We start from the raw sequence: 17583 nt of genomic DNA on the forward strand, positions 1-17583 counted from the left end.
AACTTGATACGACCAGTCGCCATCTTCGGTGATGGTTAAGGTGCCAAGCGGAAGCTGACCGTTGTCGTTCGCGACACTAGTGACTGTAGTGCTGAATTTATTCTCGCCAGCATCGTTATCCGTAATAGTGAGCGATAGATTGTCGCCAGCAATAAGAAGACCAGCATCCACATCGGTGTCTTCTTTCACTGTGTCCGTCGTTGGACCGGTGATGAAGGTTTCATCTTCGGTGCCGTTAATGGTGACGGCAATCGTGTGTTCGGTGCCATCAGCAGACGTGACGGTGAACTCTTCTATGACTTTGTCGCCATCATCCAACGCCTGAACGGCTGAGAGTGTGTTATCCAGCGTGTAAGTCCAAGTGCCGTCGGCCGTGATAGTGAGCGAACCTAGCGTGGTGCCCACTGGCGTTGCGGTACCGGCATCAAAGACGTTCTCACCGGCATCTTCATCGGTAATCACTAGCTTATCTGTGGCCACTAAGGTATCGCTAGGAGCTACAACGGCATCTTCGGTGACATCTCCCGATTCTCCGCTGACGATCGACGGTGCGCCATCGACACCCGTAATCGTCACTACTATGGTTTGACTCACGGAACCATCAATGGAAGTCACTTGGAACACTTCATCGCGAGTAATACCATCACCCAGCTCTTGCACGCCAGTGAGGGAGTTATCGACGGTGTAGATCCAGTTACCATTGGCATCAATAGTGAGATTGCCTAGAGGCGAATGACCATCACCATTATTGAGCTTAGTGACGGTGGTGTTGAATAGAGCTTCACCCGCATCAAGGTCGGCAATACTCAGGCTGCCTGAATCGGTGAGGATACCGGCGGTATCTTCAGTCACTGCGCCTGGCTGGTAGTTACTGATGATGGTCGGATCTTCGGTGCCATTGACCGTGACATCGATTTGATGTTCAGTGCCATCGGCGGATGTCACTGTGAACGACTCCGTTAGACTGGTACCCACATCAAGGGCTTGAATTTGCGGTAGCGAGTTATCGACTTTATAAGTCCAAACGCCAGCTGCATCTATGGTCAAGGTGCCAAGCGTTGTGCCGACCGGCGTTGCCGTACCAGCATTAAACACTTCTTCGCCCGTATCATCATCGGAAATCACAAGGGTATTAGTCGCGACGATGTTGCCGTCGCCATCCACCAAGACGTCTTCTTGAGCGATAACAGAATCGCCCGAGGTGATAGTCGGCACATCGTTAACACCATTGATGGTAATGACGATATTTTGCGGGGTACCGTCTTCGCTCAATACTTGGAATGTCTCGGTGAGTGAGTCACCCTCGCCTAATCCTTGAACCGTTGGATTGGTATTATCAACTTCGTAGTTCCACGCACCCGTTTCGGTGATGGTGAGCGTACCCAGAACGCTTCCTACTGGCGTCACGACCGTTTGGAACTTGGCTTCGCCAGTGTCCGCATCAGAAATCGTCAACTGACCATTGTCTTTGAGAAGGTCTCCCGTTTGTACTTCAAAGTCTTCGGTAACGCTGCCCACAGCATTGCCGCCAATAAGAGGCAAGTCGTTGGTACCTTGAATCGTGACTTCAATGGTTTCGGTTTTTGAACCATCGATAGAGGTAACAGTGAATCGCTCGACGCGCGTATCGCCGTCACCGAGGGACTGGAGCTCTTGCAGTGCATTGGAAACTTGATACGACCAGTCACCATCTTCAGTAATGGTTAAGATGCCAAGCGGAAGCTGACCATTGTCGTTAACGACACTAGTGACGGTAGTACTGAATTTATTCTCGCCAGCATCATTATCCGTAATAGTGAGCGACAGATTATCGCCAGCAATAAGAAGACCAGCATCCACATCAGTGTCCTCTTTCACCGTATCCGCCGTTGGACCGGTGATGAAGGTTTCATCTTCGGTACCGTTGACGGTGACAGCGATGGTGTGCGCAGTGCCGTCGGCAGAGGTTACGATAAATTCTTCAACCAACTGATCGCCAACATCCAGAGCTTGCACCGCCGCTAATGAATTATCTACTGAGTACGTCCAAGTACCATCTGCCGCGATAGTTAGTGAGCCTAGTGTTGAACCTACTGGTTCTGCGTTCCCAGGGTTAAACGTCTCCTCATCGGCATCTTTATCACTAATCACCAATGTATCGGTTGCCACTAGGTAACCAAGAGCATCAGTGCCTGAGTCTTCGGTCAGTGCAGAGGAGGAACCATTGATAATCTGCGGTAAGTCATTGGTTCCGACAACAGTAATCGTCAATGCCTCGCTGTTGATTGCGCCAAACTCATCTCGGATGGTAACTGGGTAGGTAATGTCTACGGAGTCTCCCGCATTTAGAGCTTGAGTTGCGGCTGAGTCATTATCAATCTCAAACGTCCATTCACCATTTGGCTTCATCACCAACTGGCCGTACTCACTGCCACCATCTTCTACAAAGAAGGTGAAGGTTGTGTCGTCATCAACATCCTCTCCGACGAGAGTTCCGGACGCAAAAGACGTACCTTCTGTGTTGTCTCCAGACTCAATAACGGTGCCGTCTAAGTCGCTCGATGAAGATATTGTAGGTTGATCATTGGCACCAAAGATTTCAATGGTAACGGGCTGCATGACAAACGCCCCCGCTTCATCAGCTACTTTGATATTGAATACAACTTCACCCGTCTCACCTTCTTTTAAAGACTGAGTAATCGCTGCGTTATTGTCTAAGGTAAAGCGCCACTCACCGGTCAACGCGTTTATGGTAAATTCGCCATAGTCACTCTTGTCCGTAGTGGTAAAGCTAAGCGTTCCATCATTGTCCACCGCTCGTATGATGCCAAAATCAGACACCTTACCTGGAAACAGTGTGCCATCGTCACGATGACCCGCCTCATTCACAGCGCCGCTGGTGCCCCTTCCATCCTTTATTTCCGGAGTATCATTCGTACCGATTACCGTAATCGTAACAACCTGCTCGCTACGAGCGCCAAATTCATCGGTAACAGAAACCGTGTAGTTCAGGGTTTCCGTTTCACCTTCACTTAACGCCTGAGTCACCGAAGCTTCATTGTCGAGTTCAAACTGCCATTGACCATTTTCATCCACTGAGAAAGAGCCAAAGTCATTTTGTTCAGACTCAATTTCAAATGTGAGAATCGCATCCGCATCAACATCGGTTACTGACAAAGCACCTGAGGCTAGGTTGTCGCTGCCAATACCATCTCCCTGCTCAGTCACAGTCCCAGCTGCATCGCCACCCGCATCAAATGTCGGTAAATCGTTAGTGCCATTAATGGTAAGCGTTAGTGTTTCTGTAGTGACCGCGCCTTTATCATCGGTAACGGTTACCTCAAATGTGGTGTTTATTGAGTCGCCTTCTTTTAAGCTTTGCGTCGCAGAAGAGCTGTTATCTAAAGTAAATACCCAGTCGCCTGTTTCGGGATCGACTCTAAGCTGACCGTATTCATTGGTATCGTTTTCTACGCCATAAGTCAGCACCGCATCCGTATCATTATCAGAGGCACTAATGCTACCGGAAGCCGTATTCACACCTTCTACAACTTGGCCATCGTCAAGATTACCACTCTCAACTAAGGTACCTTGCCCTACTTCGTCAATAACCGGTATGTCATTGATTGGATTGATTTCTAGTAACACACCACCCTTTTGCACGGAGTCCGGCTGACCCTGCCCATCATCAACACTATAAGTAAACTGGCCTGCATCTTCACCAAACGTGTACTCTTGGGGCGCATCAAACTGTAGATTCTCAAACTCCTCTTGAGTCAGGGTTTGCCCAAGACTAATCGGCGTGCCATCTGCGAGCGTCACTTGCCCCAGCTTAGGAAGCTCTGTGACTGTCACGGTTAGTGCATCACCATCGGTATCCGTTGGAAAGGTCAACCCTAAGTCACTGTCTTGTGACTCTTCATCATAGTTTCGAGCTTCAAATAGAGTGACGGGCGCACTGTTCGTTGCGATATCTAACAGTGCATTGGTTTGTGTTTCTGTCAGGTCTTGTCTATCGAGACCAAGGGTTTCAAAAAACGTAGCGGCTAAGACTTGTGGATTAATTGCTTCGACGGTAGCGGCATCGGTGATACTGGAGCTTAATGAGCCACCTGCTGCTGTGGCTTGGTCTTCATTTTGAGTAGGATCAGCACCGGCCTCAATTTGAGCGATAATCGCATCGGCATCGAGATCGTTGGTTGAAATGTTTGAGGTATCCTCATCCGAACTTTGGGAGCCAGTCTGAGCAAATAATGTTTCACGCAGTTCAACATCAGGAACTAGGTTATCAGGCGACAGTTCTATGTCACCCGGTCTCATTTCAGCACCTTCTGGCAGCAAGACAATTTTGCCATTTGAATCAAGAACTAACGTTCCTGACAAATCGACTAGACCCAATAACGCAGCAATACTCATGGCGAACTCCTTGAACAACCGTCGCAACACACTCAGTCAACCGTCCACATTCACTGAAGCAACTTATTGTTTATTAGATAGTTTTATATATGTTCAGTGTAGGACTGTAAAAGCAGATTTCTAGTTTACTTTACTAAGTAATTACCAATAAAAATCAGGCTTTTAAACCCTTAGAGATTAGAAAATGTGCAAATTCTCAAAAAAGACATGAACTGTATCTCCAATGAGAAGGTTCATTGAAGATACCGTGGGATGCAACGGATACTTGGTAATGGTTTGTCGAGATGAGTCTACAGCGTGTCAAGAAGATCCGGATTCACGCCAAACCCAGTTTTATGCTCTTCTATCACGACTTCACTTCTGGTTTGTATAACACCCGGCAAAGTGCCCAGTTTGGTAGACATGAAAGATTGATAAGACTTCATATCTTTGGTTCTCACCTTAATCATGGTATCGAAATCTCCAGAGAGTGAGTAACACTCTTCGATTTCAGGCATCAACTCGACAGCCTTGGCAAATTTTTCAAAGATAGAGAAACTCGTCTGATCAAGACGGATATGAATAAACACTTGAACATCCAACCCCAGTTTCTCTGGGTTGAGTTCAGCGTGATAACCCACAATGAAACCTTCTTTTTCCAAACGTTTCACGCGATCTGAGCAAGGGGAGGTCGTCAAATTGACCAGCTTAGCCAACTCAACTATTGGCATACGACCTTTGCGGCTAAGTATGCGCAGTATTTCTAAATCGATTTTATCTAAAGCAAGCGAAGCCATTGATTTAACTCAAGTGAACGGGATACTCCACGATTGTAAATCAAAGGTTATGCATGTAAAAAGATGTGAGATCACAAAGTTGTGACAAATGCCATCAATCGATATCAGTTTACAGTGTTAATTTATGCGAGATTCGTTTGACCGCTAAGTACAGTCTTCACTGTTTGTTGATTCTGCTTATTGCATACACGGCAATAAAGCTGGCGCTCTAGTTTGTAGTAGCCGCTGCCGTTAACCAGTTGAGACATCAACATTTGGAAGTTTTGAACGATAGATGAGTTATCGTTGTGGCTGCGTCGCATCACTGCTTTGTGTGCCGTATCCTTTTTGCACGCGGTGCAGTAGTTAGTTGGCATTTCAAGTCTCTCCATCTGTTCTGAATGATTCGTGACCATATTGTGTTTAATCTTGGTCGTTTGGCAAAACGATCATGCCAAAAAATGTGGTTGGTATTCCAAAATAACGTCATTATTTTGCGAAAATTTGATCAAGATTTCGAAATTAACTTACAAATCGCTCGTTAAAGCCGATGAATACCGAACTCGTCCGCAAAAATCACAAAATTGCGGCGAAATTCCGAGAAGCGGGTTCAATTTTGCACTCGTAATAACGCAAAAAGCCTGCAATAAATGCAGGCCTTTGATCATATTTACTACGATTTCAGTTATTTCGTCGGTTTTACCTTAAAGAAAATAGCAAACAGCACGGGTACTACGATTAAGGTCAGCACAGTTGCAAACCCTAGACCCGCCATAATGGTGATCGCCATTGAACCAAAGAAGGCATCAAACACCAGCGGTATCATCCCCAAGATAGTAGTAAGTGCCGCCATACTGACAGGACGAACACGGCTTACCGCACTTTCAACTAACGCATCATAAGGGTCTTTACCGCTATCAAGTTCCAAGTTGATTTGATCCATAAGTACAATACCGTTTTTGAGGATCATGCCACTAAGGCTAAGTAGACCAAGCAATGCGGTAAAGCTGAACGGCATGTTAGACACCAACAAACCAAACGCGACGCCAATGATTGAAAGCGGTACCGTGAGCCAAATCACCAACGGCTTCTTAAACGAGTTGAAAAGCAGCATAGTGATGATGAACATCAACAGATAGCCCATCGGAAGAGACTTAAACATCGCCTCTTGCGCGTCTTTCGATGACTCGTATTCGCCACCCCATTCGATCGTGTAGCCAGCAGGTAGAGGCAGTGATTCTACCTGTGGCTTAACACGAGCGAATAAACTTACCGCCGTCTCGTCGCCCAACACATCATGGTCAGCGAGAACGGTTAGCGTACGTTTTCTGTCACGGCGTTGAATAATCGGTTCTTGCCATTCCAACGTGACGTTATCAATCACCTGCTCCACGGGCACATACGTTTGCAGCATTGGGCTCCAAATGGAGATGTTCTGTAGTGACGCGTAATCAACTCGCTCTGCTTCCGTTAATCTGGTCACGATTGGTAGCATTTGCGTACCATCGCGGAACACACCAATCGTGTTTCCACCGAACGCCAATTGCAGGGTGCTTGATAGATCTTCTTTTGAGATACCCAAGCGGCGCGCCTTTGACTCGTTGAACTGAGGTACCAACTGCTTAGTACGCTCACGCCAGTCATGACGAACGTTTCTCGAACCAGGATCGGCAAGTAGTACATCTTCAACTTGCACCGCGATATCACGCAGTACCTGCGGATCTGGGCCCATAATACGTGCTTCAATCTTAGACGCTGGCGACGGTCCAAATTCCATCAATCGTAGCTGGAACGTAGGTGCCGCAAATTGAGAAGACAACTCCGCATCTAGCTTATTGAGCAATTCAAACATGTTATCGCGGCTAGTTGTGCGCACTTGTAACTGCGCAAAGCCTTCATAGCTCTTCTCAGGCTGATAAGTCAGCATGAAGCGTTGCAGGCCTTGTCCAACGGTCGAAGACACAAACTCGACCTTGTCCTGCTCTTGGATATACGCTTCTACCTGCTCCGTTTGCTTGAGCGTTTGGCGAATATCAGTGCCTTCCGGCATCCACATATCGACAAAGAACATTGGCGTATTTGACGGTGGGAAAAACGACTGTTTTACCAGACCAAACGCCATGACTGCGGAGACAAGCAGCGCAATCATACCTGCAACCGTAAGCCAACGTAGTTTCAATGCCAACTCCAACGACCAACGGAACACGGTAAACAGCACGCCTTTGTATGGATCTGCATCAGCGGCTTGGTCATTCTTATCCGATTCTTTCAGCAAGATATCGGCTAGGAACGGCGTTAGAGTTAGTGCCGTGATCCAGCTTAGGAACAACGAATAACACAGTACCCAAAACAATGACCCCATAAACTCGCCCGTCGCGTCTTGTGACAAGCCAATTGGCGCAAACGCTGTGATAGCAATCACCGTTGCACCAAGCAGCGGCCACTGAGTTTGCTTTGCAATACTCATCGCAGCTTGCTTCTTAGTTTGACCTTGCTTAAGCCCGACCAGAATGCCTTCGACGATCACAATGGCATTGTCCACCAGCATACCAAGCGCGATAATCAGTGCGCCTAGCGAGATACGGTGCAGCTCGATATTGTTGATACTCATCATAATGAAAGTACCAAACACCGTAAGCAGCAGAACCGCACCAATAATGATGCCGCTGCGCATACCCATGGTGAACAGCAACACCACAATCACGATACCCACAGCTTGAGCAAGACTGACAACAAAGTCTTGTACCGACTTATCCACTTCCGCCGATTGGTTATAGAAGTAGTCGAGATTAATGCCCGCAGGCTTAATGTTTTCCAGCGCTTGTAGCTGTGCATCTAACGCTTTACCCACTTCAACTACGTTAACGCCCGCGCCAAATGAGATAGCTAGATTGATAGCAGGCTTGCCGTTAAAGGTAATCACGTTCGATGGCTTTTCTTGAATACCTTTGGAAATCTCAGCCACATCTTTTAAGCGAATCAGGTTGCCCGTATCGCGGCCGTGGATAATCAGATTTTCCAGCGACTCCACTGAGTCCAGATTACCGTTTGGACGAATCGCCAAGCTCTCGCCGTTGATCATGATTTCACCGGCAGACTGGACGCTATTTTGCTGATTCAGCAGCCCCATAACGGTGTTCATATCCAAGTTGAGTGCGGAGAGACGTTCCAGCGATAACTCCACAAACAGCATCTCTTTCTGATCGCCCGCAATCGACACCTTGCCAACGCCAGCGACCAACTCAAGCTCACGACTTAGATAATCGGCATACCGTTTAAGCTCTACATAGTCGTAGCCGTCACCAGTCAGCATGATCATCACACCAAACACATCACCAAAGTCATCGATGATCTGAATCGAATTCACACCCGATGGCAGGTTTGGTCTTAAGTCATTAATTTTACGTCGCATTTCGTCCCAAATTTGCGGAAGCTCGTCTGGGCCATAGTCCATTTCCATACTGACCATGATCTGTGACAGCCCTGCAGACGACGTCGACTTAATGTTCTTAATATAAGGAAGCTTGCGGATCTCCTTTTCAAGTGGATACGTCAGCTCTTCTTCAACTTCCGTCGACGTTGCGCCGGAATAAGTCGAAATCACCATCGCATCTTTGATAGTAAAAGCAGGGTCTTCAAGACGACCTAGATCGTTAAACGACTGAATACCACCAATGGCCAAAATGACCAGAAACAGCCAGCTAATGACGCGGTTTTTAATTGAATACTCGGTCAAACTCATTACTTATTGTTCTCCATGAGTGCTACTGCTTCGCCATCTCTGAGCTTTCTCAAACTTGAGCTAATTAGAACATCACCTTGAGCAACGCCAGAATCGACAATCACGCCAAAGCTATTCACTTGATCGACACGCACGGGTGTTTTCATTGCTACACCATCTTCATGCTTCCAAACGTAAAACTGTTGCGGCTCAAAGCCTGCTTCTAGCACCGTCATAGGCAGTTGATAACCTTGAATCGTGCTCAACCCAGCGGCCACCATATCAACATGAACAGACACGCTGGTTCCCGGCAAAATCTTTGCTTTTGGCTGAGGCATTTGCAGCCACAATTCATAGGCTCGGCTTTGCGCATCAGGCTCGCTAGAATGTTCCAGGTAAGACATGATGAAACTGTCTTCAACCCCAGAGAAAAAAGCACGCGGCTGATAAGCATTGCGCTGAGCTTGTGGGGTAATAGACGCTAGAATGTGGTCAGAAAGACTGATCTTCACATAGACTTTGTCATCCTGATAAATGGACACCACAGTTTCACCTGAACCAACGTTCTCAAAACGCTCTTTGCTCACTTCTGCCACGACACCGGAAAACGGTGCTTTTAGACTGGTGTACTGAATTTGATGTTGGATGTTTTGGTACTGCGCTTTCGCTAGTTGACGGTTTGAAGTCAGCTCATCCAATTCAGAATTTGAAATCATGTCACGCGCGTAAAGCTCAGTACCTCGACGCAATTGCTTAGTCGCCAGCTCATATTGAGCCAGAGCATCACGATATTGCTGCTGAAGTTTTTCATCATCCAGCTTGGCAACAACCTGACCCTTCTTTACCGATTGACCCGGTTTTACAAGCAAATGGGCTATTTCACCTTGAATGCGAAATGACAGCTTGGTTTGCTCCGCAGTCACAACTTGGCCTTTAAACTCACGATATTGCTGCTCAACAGGCTTAGATACCTCAATGGACTCCACCATCAAAGGGGCACGTTCGCGAACGGTGATATCGGAGTAGCAACCCGTTAACGCTAGCGATGCAAGACCGATGGCAATAATTGACTTTTTCACTAGATACCACCCTCACGTGTCCATAGTTTTACTCGTTGTCCCTCAACTAAGTTTGCAGTACCTGCGACCACTATTTGGTCACCTTGCTGCAAGCCTGCTGTCACTGCGCCGTTTTCATTGGTTGAAAGTTGGATTTGGTTGATTTGCTCTGTCATCGGGTCAAAACGCCAAACTTTGCCACTGCTCTCTTGCTGACTTATCCACGCGCTCGCAGGTAGCGAAAAAGCGCGCTCTTTGGCTTCGCTTTGGATATGCACCAGACCAGACATGCCTGACAACACATTGATGTTATGTGGTTTAACCATTGTTACTGCCGCGACATAGCTATTGGTATCCAAATCTGGCTGCATAGCAATCTCACGGAACCTTGCTTCAATACGTTGATTACGATGGCTATCCAACGTCACAAAAAAGTGCTGATTTTTCAGCTCTTCTAGCGTCATCGCTTTGACTTCTGTTACAGGGATAGTGAAGGTGACGTCGAGATCATCACTGCTAATCAGGTTCAAGATGGGTTGTTTAGCACCAACGACTTCAAACGGTTTTTGGTAGGTCAAAGAGACCACACCATCAAATGGGGCGATAATTTGGGTGTAACCAAGATCCGCTTTTGCTTGTGCGAGTGAGGCTTGTGCCGCTTTGTATTGAGTTTCGTTGCGATCGAACTCATCGGCGCTAATAAGTTTTTTAGCAAACAGCTGTTTTGCACGCTTCCACTGAGATTCAGCAAGGTCGAATTCTGCTTGTTTGGCGTCAAGTGCCACTTGATAGTCGGTTGGATCGAGCGTCGCTAAGATCTCACCTTGCGTAATGGCTTCACCCATTTTGACGTCTATCGACGAAATCTGTCCCGCCACCTGAAAAGAGAGTTGTGCACGATCTGTTGCATCGACTTGTGCTAGGTAACTGCTAACGGGAGCAAAGTTGAGCTCAGGTACCTGAACCACTTTGACGGGCTTAATGACCGGTTCATTGATTTCTGATTGAGCTTGATTACAACCAGAAAGGCCGACGACTGCCAACAAGGGCAAGATCAACATACTGGCGGTTTTGAATAGACGATGGGTTTTCATAATATTTATCCCAAATTATATTTTACGGGTGTGCAGTAAATTAACTTTACAGTTGTGCAGTATATGTATAATTTGAAAGAGATCAATACATGCTGCACATGCGTGCAGTATAATTTTTTCGATGAGTTTCATCACTTTTGGTTATATAGAGACCCTCAGACCCCGGTTTCAGTAGATTTACGGCATTGTGTGGCACAGTTGATGTGCATCTTGTCGATAGGTAGGTAATTCAGTACCCTGTATAGGAATGATTAATTAAAAAGGTATCGAGTGGAGAAGAAAAAAGGTCGTCGCAGCGCCATGGCGGCAGAAGAGACGAAAAACCTGATCATGACGGTCGCCGCAGACATGTTCTGTGAACTTGGTTACGAACGTGTATCGATTCGCAATATCAGCGATCGCGCAGGGGTATCTCACAGCCTAATTCGCCACCACTTTGGTAGCAAAGAGCAGATCTGGTATGGCATCAGTGACCATATGCACGCGTATATGCAAAAGTACATAATGCACCTTCTCTCGCAACTACCAGAAGATACACCTGCGAACATCAAGCTATATCGATTTGCAACTGAGATGTTGGCCAACTTGCTGATCAACCGCCAGCCAATGCAATTAATCGCCGATGCTATGCGTCAAGAAAACGAGTTCTTCGACTACTTTATTGATAGCAAAGGGGAAATTGAATGTATCGTGATGGCATTGGTAAGTGAATACAACCAAGGTCGCAGTGAAAGCGAGCAGTTCAATATGCATGAGCTCAAATGGCAAATGATGCTCTATGCGTATGGCTCTGCGTGCATGATGCCAATGCTAAAAGAAGCTTGGTCGGAAGTGACTCAAGTCGATGATGAGTGCCTACTCAAACACTGGCAACTTTTCGAACAATTGACCGCACACAAGCTACAAATAACAGAGCAAGATCGGCTCAAACCAAGCAAAGTTTCTGATCTCGTCTACCATGTTAAGTGCGATTGGGGCGAATGCCCAATGTAAACGGAACCTTTCAAAAGCAGCCCTAACGCTGCTTTTTTTACGCCCCAAAGGACTATCACAGTGACAATTTCAAGCAAACAAGTAGCAACCTTCGACGAGCGCGGTTATTTGGTGCTAAAAAATGCCATTCCTACGTCACTGCTTCGAGACTTACGCCAGTCCTACGACACCTTGCAGCAAAAGCTACTAGAGAATGCGCAATTTGATGGCTTGGTGAACAACGTTGCCACTCTCCATCAAGGCGACCAAAATTTTATCACCAGAATAAACAACTTGTTTTCTTTCGATACACCTACCTTCGTTCAGCTACTTGGGCTTCCAGCTCTGCAACAAACAGTACAAACCCTAGTTGAAGGTGAGGCCATTCCTATCTACGAATCACTGCTCATCAAACACAAAGGTGATAACCAGAACATTAATTGGCACAGAGACATGAATTACCAAAGAGAGTCTCGAATCTTTACTGTTGGTCTGTACCTCGATGACTCCAAACGCAAGCAAGGTGCATTGCAAGTCATCCCACACTCGCATCTGAGCTCGGATTCCGTTTGTGAAATCACGCGTCGTTGGCAACAAAACGACGTAGCAAGTACCGAAGTCACAGCCGAAGCCGGTGACATCGTCATTCACGACGTTATGCTTATGCATCGCTCATCCCCCCTTACCGAACAAACACAACGCCGCACTGTTTACTTTGAGTTTCGCTCCCTTGAGCACTCCCAAGCCAACCCACTTTTCTCCGCATCGTGGATACAACAACGCCAAGCGCTAAACCGTTACGCTTGCCAGCTTTGGAGTCACTCGCCAACCTCAACAATAGATAGTAAGCGCAAATTACAAGACCTCTATAAACAGCAAGTACGTTATGAATCTGCAGAATACTGCTTTGCGCCACCGTTAAACTAAACAGTCACCAAACTCAGGAACGCCCGCCGTTTTCAGATAGAGCCATTGACACTATTTTTAGGTTACTAAAAGTATACTAATTGTAAAAACATTCCAGGTTACTTTAATATACCACTAAGGCGCTAGGGGCAGTTCCCAAGCCATAGTGAAATTTAGAGGTCAACACCCATGAGCAATGTACTTATTATCAATGCACACCAGCCTTATCCATTCTCTGAGGGCAAACTTAACGCCACTCTGGTCGACAAAGCGGTCACGCTATTGGAGGCGAAAGGCCACAAGACTCGCGTAGTGACGATGCAAGAACAAATTGATGTACCGGCACAATTGGAGAACTTCAAATGGGCAGATCGAGTGATCGTTCAGTCACCAGTGAACTGGATGACCGTACCTTGGAGCTTTAAAAAGTACATGGACGACGTATTTACTGCGGGTATGGGTGGTGACTTGTGTTTGTTTGATGGTCGCTCAGAAGCTGAGCCTAAGAAGAACTACGGCACAGGTGGCACGCAAACTGATTCTAAGTACATGCTGTCATTAACGTTCAACGCACCGGAAGAGTCGTTCAATGATGAGTCTGAATACCTTTTCCAAGGTAAAAGTGTTGATGACCTTATGTTCCACATGCACGCCAACTTCCGCTTCTTTGGTATGAAAGCCATGCCAACCTTTGCGGCTTATGACGTGATGAAAAATGGCGATATCGACAAGGACTTTGCTCGATTTGAAGCGCACCTGAATCAGCACTTCTAACGAAGAAGAGCCAAATAATAGTTGGCATACTGAGTTAAGCAAGCTGCTGTTTCTCTGATCTATCGTTCTTCACAAGACTGCGATAGATTGGGGAGCAGTGGCAACTCAACTAGATTCCTACTTATCCCATCGTACGAGCGTCATTGACGGACTCTCACCAAACAGCTTTTTGTAGTTACCGGCAAAAAGCCCTAAGTGAAAGAAGCCATGATTGAACGCGATATCATAGACTGAGTCTTCGCCGTCACTAGTGAGTAAAGCCCTGCGAGCTTGGTTCAACCTAACTCGCAACAGGAATTGGTGGGGCGACATGCCACAACAAGAGTGAAACGTGTTTTGCAACGTTCGGCGGCTCACATGTACGGCACTGCAAAGCTCGCTGATGGTCATTGGATGAGACCAATCACGACTCTCTAATGTTTGCTTCACCCGCTTCATGACTTTGGCACGTTGATACAAAGGCTCCATTGAATCGTTGCCACCGCTAGACGAGTCAATTACATCCGCGACAAAATCCAAAAGTAATGATTCATGTGTATCGCAAGACCAACGCACCGGTTGATTCGATAGTAATATCGATAGATAGGCTTTCAATTGATAAGCATGAGGCGTCGATACCACTTGGTTGAGCATTGCCAAACTGTCTATCTCGATATCCATCTGGTCGAGAATAGAGCCTAAAGCTTGCTGGTCCAGCACCACGCCGTAAATAGAAAAGTCTTCCGGCGTAACCAGTTCAAAATCCAGTCCGCTCGCACGAAGCAACATATCGTCAGCGCCTTTCTGGTGATGATTGAGATAAAGAGACTTATCGGTCGCACTTAACCCCAACCACAACCCACCTTTAGTGACTTGGCAATCCTGCCTTAAACCGCGATTGCTCTCTTCACGAAACACATGAACATTGGAAAAACAACGCTCAATAATTCGTCCATGATACCCACCGTCGGTGATCTGATCATAAGCCTGAATCCAATTCAACAGATTGTCTGCTTGTTGATTTGCATCATTAGAGGGACGGATGCACAACTCTGGCGCAAACTTGCAAATTTCATCCATCACTACTACTCCTTCTAAAGGGATTTTCGGCGCCCAACCATGGAGCAGAAGCTCTATAAGACATTGTTTATTAACATATTTAATAATTGCCATTTTTTGACAAGCATATGGAACGCTATTCGCAAGTTGATTAATTAGCTGCGCTGCACGTTCAACAAAAAATGCAGCAAGAATCGAACCATTGAAGGAGTCGTCATGACAGCGACGTATCGTCGACAACCCTATCGTCGACAACAGGGAAACCATGTATTTACGTTTAGTTCACTTGCGGAACTAATGGCAAAAGCGACCCCAGAACGCTCTGGAGATGCCTTAGCTGGAGTGTGTGCAGAATCTGCTGCAGAACGCGTAGTGGCACAGATGACGCTTGCGGATTTGCCGCTCAAAACGTTTCTCAATGACGTCGTGATCCCCTACGAGAATGATGAAATTACCCGACTGATCATTGATAGCCATGACAAACAAGCCTTCTCACTCATCGAGCACCTCACGGTAGGTGACTTTAGAAACTGGCTACTTAGCGATCAGGCTGACTCGGAAACACTGGCACAAATAAGGCCGGGGCTTACGCCAGAAATGGTGGCGGCGGTGAGCAAAATCATGCGCAATCAAGATCTCATCTTGGTGGCTAAGAAGTGTCAGGTTGTGACTGCTTTTCGAAATACCATTGGACTGCCGAGCCGCCTTTCCACTCGCCTTCAGCCTAATCATCCTACAGATTCACTCAATGGCATCGCAGCGAGTATTTTCGATGGCCTGATGTACGGCAATGGAGACGCCGTCATTGGCATCAATCCGGCAACGGATAATGTTCCTCAGGCGATAAAGCTCATGCAGCTTATGGATGAGGTCATCCAGCAATATCAGATACCGACTCAGTCGTGCGTTTTAACTCATGTCACCAATACCATCGAAGCCATTGAGCTAGGAGCGCCTGTCGATTTAGTGTTTCAGTCGATTGGCGGAACCCAAGGCACCAATGACACGTTTGGCATCAATCTTTCTATTTTGGAACAAGCGCAGCAGGCCGCGCTATCACTCAAACGCGGCACGGTGGGTAACAACGTCATGTATTTCGAAACAGGTCAGGGTACCGCGCTGTCTGCTAACGCTTTTCATGGTGTTGATCAGCAAACGTGTGAAGCGAGAGCCTATGCGGTGGCACGCCAATTTGACCCTTTGCTAGTCAACACCGTTGTCGGCTTTATCGGCCCGGAATATCTGTTTGATGGTAAGCAAATTATTAGGGCGGGGTTGGAAGATCATTTCTGCGGAAAACTGCTGGGGTTACCGATGGGCTGTGACATTTGCTACACCAACCATGCCTATGCCGATCAGAATGACATGGACAATCTGCTCACTTTACTCGGCGTCGCCGAATGCTCCTTCATTATGGGGATTCCTGGCTCTGACGACATCATGCTTAACTATCAAACCACATCATTCCACGACGCTCTATACGCTCGAAAAGTGCTTGGCTTACGACCTGCACCCGAATTCGAGCAGTGGCTGGTAGAAACGCAGATTTTTAACGATGTCGATAAAGTACGTTTAAACGACCAACTCGCCTCTCCCTTCTCCAAAGCCATCAAACAGGTCAGCTAAGGAAAGTGACATGACAAAGGTAGTCAACATTAATAAAGCATCAAACTCTGTGGTGACCAGTCCTTGGCAACAACTGCGTAGTTTGACCTCAGCACGAATCGCACTAGGCAGAACTGGTAACAGCATTCCGACCGACGCTCTCTTGTCGTTTCAGCTTGATCACGCCCAAGCGATGGATGCAGTGCACTGCGCACTAGATACCCAAGCCTTAAAAATCGAGCTTGAACAGTTACCAATGCTTCAGTCCGTTGCGCCAGGTGAAGTTCAAGTTGTCGAAAGCAAAATAACCGATCGCTTAATGTACCTTCAAAGACCCGATTTAGGGCGACAGCTCAGTGACGCGTCTTGGGCACAACTGAAAAAACAGGCGTCCACCTCTCAAGCCCAACCCGATCTCGCTATCGTCATCGCCGACGGATTGTCATCAACGGCGATACAAAATCACGCGGCTCCCTTTTTAGAGCGACTTTTTCGAAAACTGGATAAAAGCAAATCATGGCACCTTGCACCTATTACTATCGTCAAGCAAGGGAGAGTCGCCATTGCCGATGATGTTGCTGAATGCCTTAACGCTCGTATGGCGCTGATATTGATCGGCGAAAGACCTGGATTATCCTCCCCAGATAGCATGGGTTTATACCTAACTTGGGGCGCAAGGCGAGGCACAAAAGACTCTGAACGAAACTGTATCTCAAATGTCAGGCCTGACGGCTTGAGTTACGACGACGCTTGCCAGCGAACCCTGTACCTACTTGAAGAAGCCAGGCGATTGCACCTATCTGGTGTCGATCTCAAAGACCGCTCTGAGATTGACGATGAAAGCAGTTCAACACTGAATCAAACTAGCTCCAACAACTTTCTTATCAACCGTTTGTAGAAGGATTTACTATGACAAAACATCAGGAGTACCTGTCTAAAAGACAGTTAAAAAAAGGCACCGCAGGGTTAATGCCACTCGCTTAAGAACGAGTGGCATGTTTTTGTTTGTTAGGATATCTGGCAGGCTTTTTTAATACGACTCTAGGGTATGGTTTCCGGTTTCGTTTCTTTGGAAGTATAAGTCGCTTACCATTGTCCCTCAGGGCTTTTAGATTTTTCGGAATCGCCCCAGGACTCCGAGTATCGCTCGCCCAAATCATCTCATCCATTATTAAGAACAACGCATTAATAAAGCTGATCCGTAGTGGTTCAACTTGGTGTTGTTTGGCCATCTCAGCCATCTCTAACCTCACGATGTTATAGCT

Annotated in this window: 12 protein-coding genes and 1 pseudogene; 5 read left to right on the top strand and 8 right to left on the bottom strand. The window is 46.9% G+C overall.

The window, feature by feature from the left end; all coding sequences use genetic code 11:
- From L4C42_RS00365 to L4C42_RS00390, 6 genes are all read right to left on the bottom strand, one after another.
- Positions 1 to 4395: VCBS domain-containing protein (locus tag L4C42_RS00365; RefSeq protein WP_429758867.1), on the bottom strand; the 4395-nt coding region annotated here is incomplete at its 3' end.
- A 290-nt stretch (positions 4396 to 4685) separates the two neighbouring features.
- Positions 4686 to 5171, bottom strand: a complete 486-nt coding sequence (locus L4C42_RS00370) for an Lrp/AsnC family transcriptional regulator (RefSeq protein WP_042499897.1) — start codon at positions 5169 to 5171, stop codon at positions 4686 to 4688.
- A 122-nt stretch (positions 5172 to 5293) separates the two neighbouring features.
- Entirely contained in the window at positions 5294 to 5527 is a 234-nt protein-coding gene (locus L4C42_RS00375; RefSeq protein ID WP_353500113.1) for a hypothetical protein, read from the bottom strand.
- 308 nt (positions 5528 to 5835) lie between these two features.
- The gene (locus tag L4C42_RS00380; protein WP_429758870.1) at positions 5836 to 8892 is read right to left on the bottom strand and encodes an efflux RND transporter permease subunit; all 3057 of its coding nucleotides are present in this window, start codon (positions 8890 to 8892) and stop codon (positions 5836 to 5838) included.
- Complete coding sequence (locus tag L4C42_RS00385; protein ID WP_429758872.1) at positions 8892 to 9950, bottom strand: efflux RND transporter periplasmic adaptor subunit; 1059 nt, start codon at positions 9948 to 9950, stop codon at positions 8892 to 8894. Before L4C42_RS00385 ends, L4C42_RS00380 begins: the two co-directional genes overlap by 1 nt.
- Positions 9950 to 11023, bottom strand: coding sequence for an efflux RND transporter periplasmic adaptor subunit (locus L4C42_RS00390; RefSeq protein ID WP_429758874.1), 1074 nt, complete (start codon positions 11021 to 11023; stop codon positions 9950 to 9952). The genes L4C42_RS00385 and L4C42_RS00390 overlap by 1 nt, the downstream gene beginning before the upstream one ends.
- A gap of 270 nt (positions 11024 to 11293) precedes the next feature.
- On the opposite strand from L4C42_RS00390, the gene L4C42_RS00395 reads away from it, so the two are divergent.
- From L4C42_RS00395 to L4C42_RS00405, 3 genes are all read left to right on the top strand, one after another.
- Complete coding sequence (locus L4C42_RS00395; RefSeq protein ID WP_353500109.1) at positions 11294 to 12016, top strand: TetR/AcrR family transcriptional regulator; 723 nt, start codon at positions 11294 to 11296, stop codon at positions 12014 to 12016.
- 60 nt (positions 12017 to 12076) lie between these two features.
- Positions 12077 to 12922, top strand: coding sequence for a phytanoyl-CoA dioxygenase family protein (locus L4C42_RS00400; RefSeq protein ID WP_429758876.1), 846 nt, complete (start codon positions 12077 to 12079; stop codon positions 12920 to 12922).
- A gap of 168 nt (positions 12923 to 13090) precedes the next feature.
- Entirely contained in the window at positions 13091 to 13675 is a 585-nt protein-coding gene (locus L4C42_RS00405; protein WP_429758878.1) for an NAD(P)H-dependent oxidoreductase, read from the top strand.
- A gap of 117 nt (positions 13676 to 13792) precedes the next feature.
- Here the strand turns inward: L4C42_RS00405 and L4C42_RS00410 are convergent, their stop codons facing one another.
- Positions 13793 to 14734 carry a helix-turn-helix domain-containing protein gene (locus tag L4C42_RS00410; RefSeq protein ID WP_429758880.1) on the bottom strand — a complete coding sequence of 314 codons (942 nt, stop codon included), beginning with the start codon at positions 14732 to 14734 and terminating at the stop codon, positions 13793 to 13795.
- A 195-nt stretch (positions 14735 to 14929) separates the two neighbouring features.
- Here L4C42_RS00410 and L4C42_RS00415 point away from each other — a divergent pair, with 195 nt between their 5' ends.
- Both L4C42_RS00415 and eutC read left to right on the top strand, forming a co-directional pair.
- Positions 14930 to 16339, top strand: coding sequence for an ethanolamine ammonia-lyase subunit EutB (locus tag L4C42_RS00415; protein WP_429758882.1), 1410 nt, complete (start codon positions 14930 to 14932; stop codon positions 16337 to 16339).
- 10 nt (positions 16340 to 16349) lie between these two features.
- Complete coding sequence (gene eutC, locus L4C42_RS00420; protein ID WP_429758884.1) at positions 16350 to 17216, top strand: ethanolamine ammonia-lyase subunit EutC; 867 nt, start codon at positions 16350 to 16352, stop codon at positions 17214 to 17216.
- Positions 17217 to 17298: 82 nt separating this feature from the next.
- On the opposite strand, the pseudogene L4C42_RS00425 reads toward eutC, so the two are convergent.
- A pseudogene (locus L4C42_RS00425) lies at positions 17299 to 17583 on the bottom strand (IS4 family transposase); the annotation flags it as partial.

Origin of the sequence: Vibrio wakamikoensis, assembly GCF_050337275.1 — a bacterium.
Classification (GTDB): domain Bacteria; phylum Pseudomonadota; class Gammaproteobacteria; order Enterobacterales; family Vibrionaceae; genus Vibrio; species Vibrio chaetopteri.

What these genes read in the sequence shown, in the direction of transcription:
- L4C42_RS00390 (WP_429758874.1), bottom strand. Translation starts at nt 11,023, where the DNA reads ATGAAAACCCATCGTCTATTCAAAACCGCCAGTATGTTGATCTTGCCC.
- L4C42_RS00375 (WP_353500113.1), bottom strand. Translation starts at nt 5,527, where the DNA reads ATGCCAACTAACTACTGCACCGCGTGCAAAAAGGATACGGCACACAAA.
- L4C42_RS00380 (WP_429758870.1), bottom strand. Translation starts at nt 8,892, where the DNA reads ATGAGTTTGACCGAGTATTCAATTAAAAACCGCGTCATTAGCTGGCTG.
- L4C42_RS00415 (WP_429758882.1), top strand. Translation starts at nt 14,930, where the DNA reads ATGACAGCGACGTATCGTCGACAACCCTATCGTCGACAACAGGGAAAC.
- eutC (WP_429758884.1), top strand. Translation starts at nt 16,350, where the DNA reads ATGACAAAGGTAGTCAACATTAATAAAGCATCAAACTCTGTGGTGACC.
- L4C42_RS00370 (WP_042499897.1), bottom strand. Translation starts at nt 5,171, where the DNA reads ATGGCTTCGCTTGCTTTAGATAAAATCGATTTAGAAATACTGCGCATA.
- L4C42_RS00410 (WP_429758880.1), bottom strand. Translation starts at nt 14,734, where the DNA reads ATGGATGAAATTTGCAAGTTTGCGCCAGAGTTGTGCATCCGTCCCTCT.
- L4C42_RS00405 (WP_429758878.1), top strand. Translation starts at nt 13,091, where the DNA reads ATGAGCAATGTACTTATTATCAATGCACACCAGCCTTATCCATTCTCT.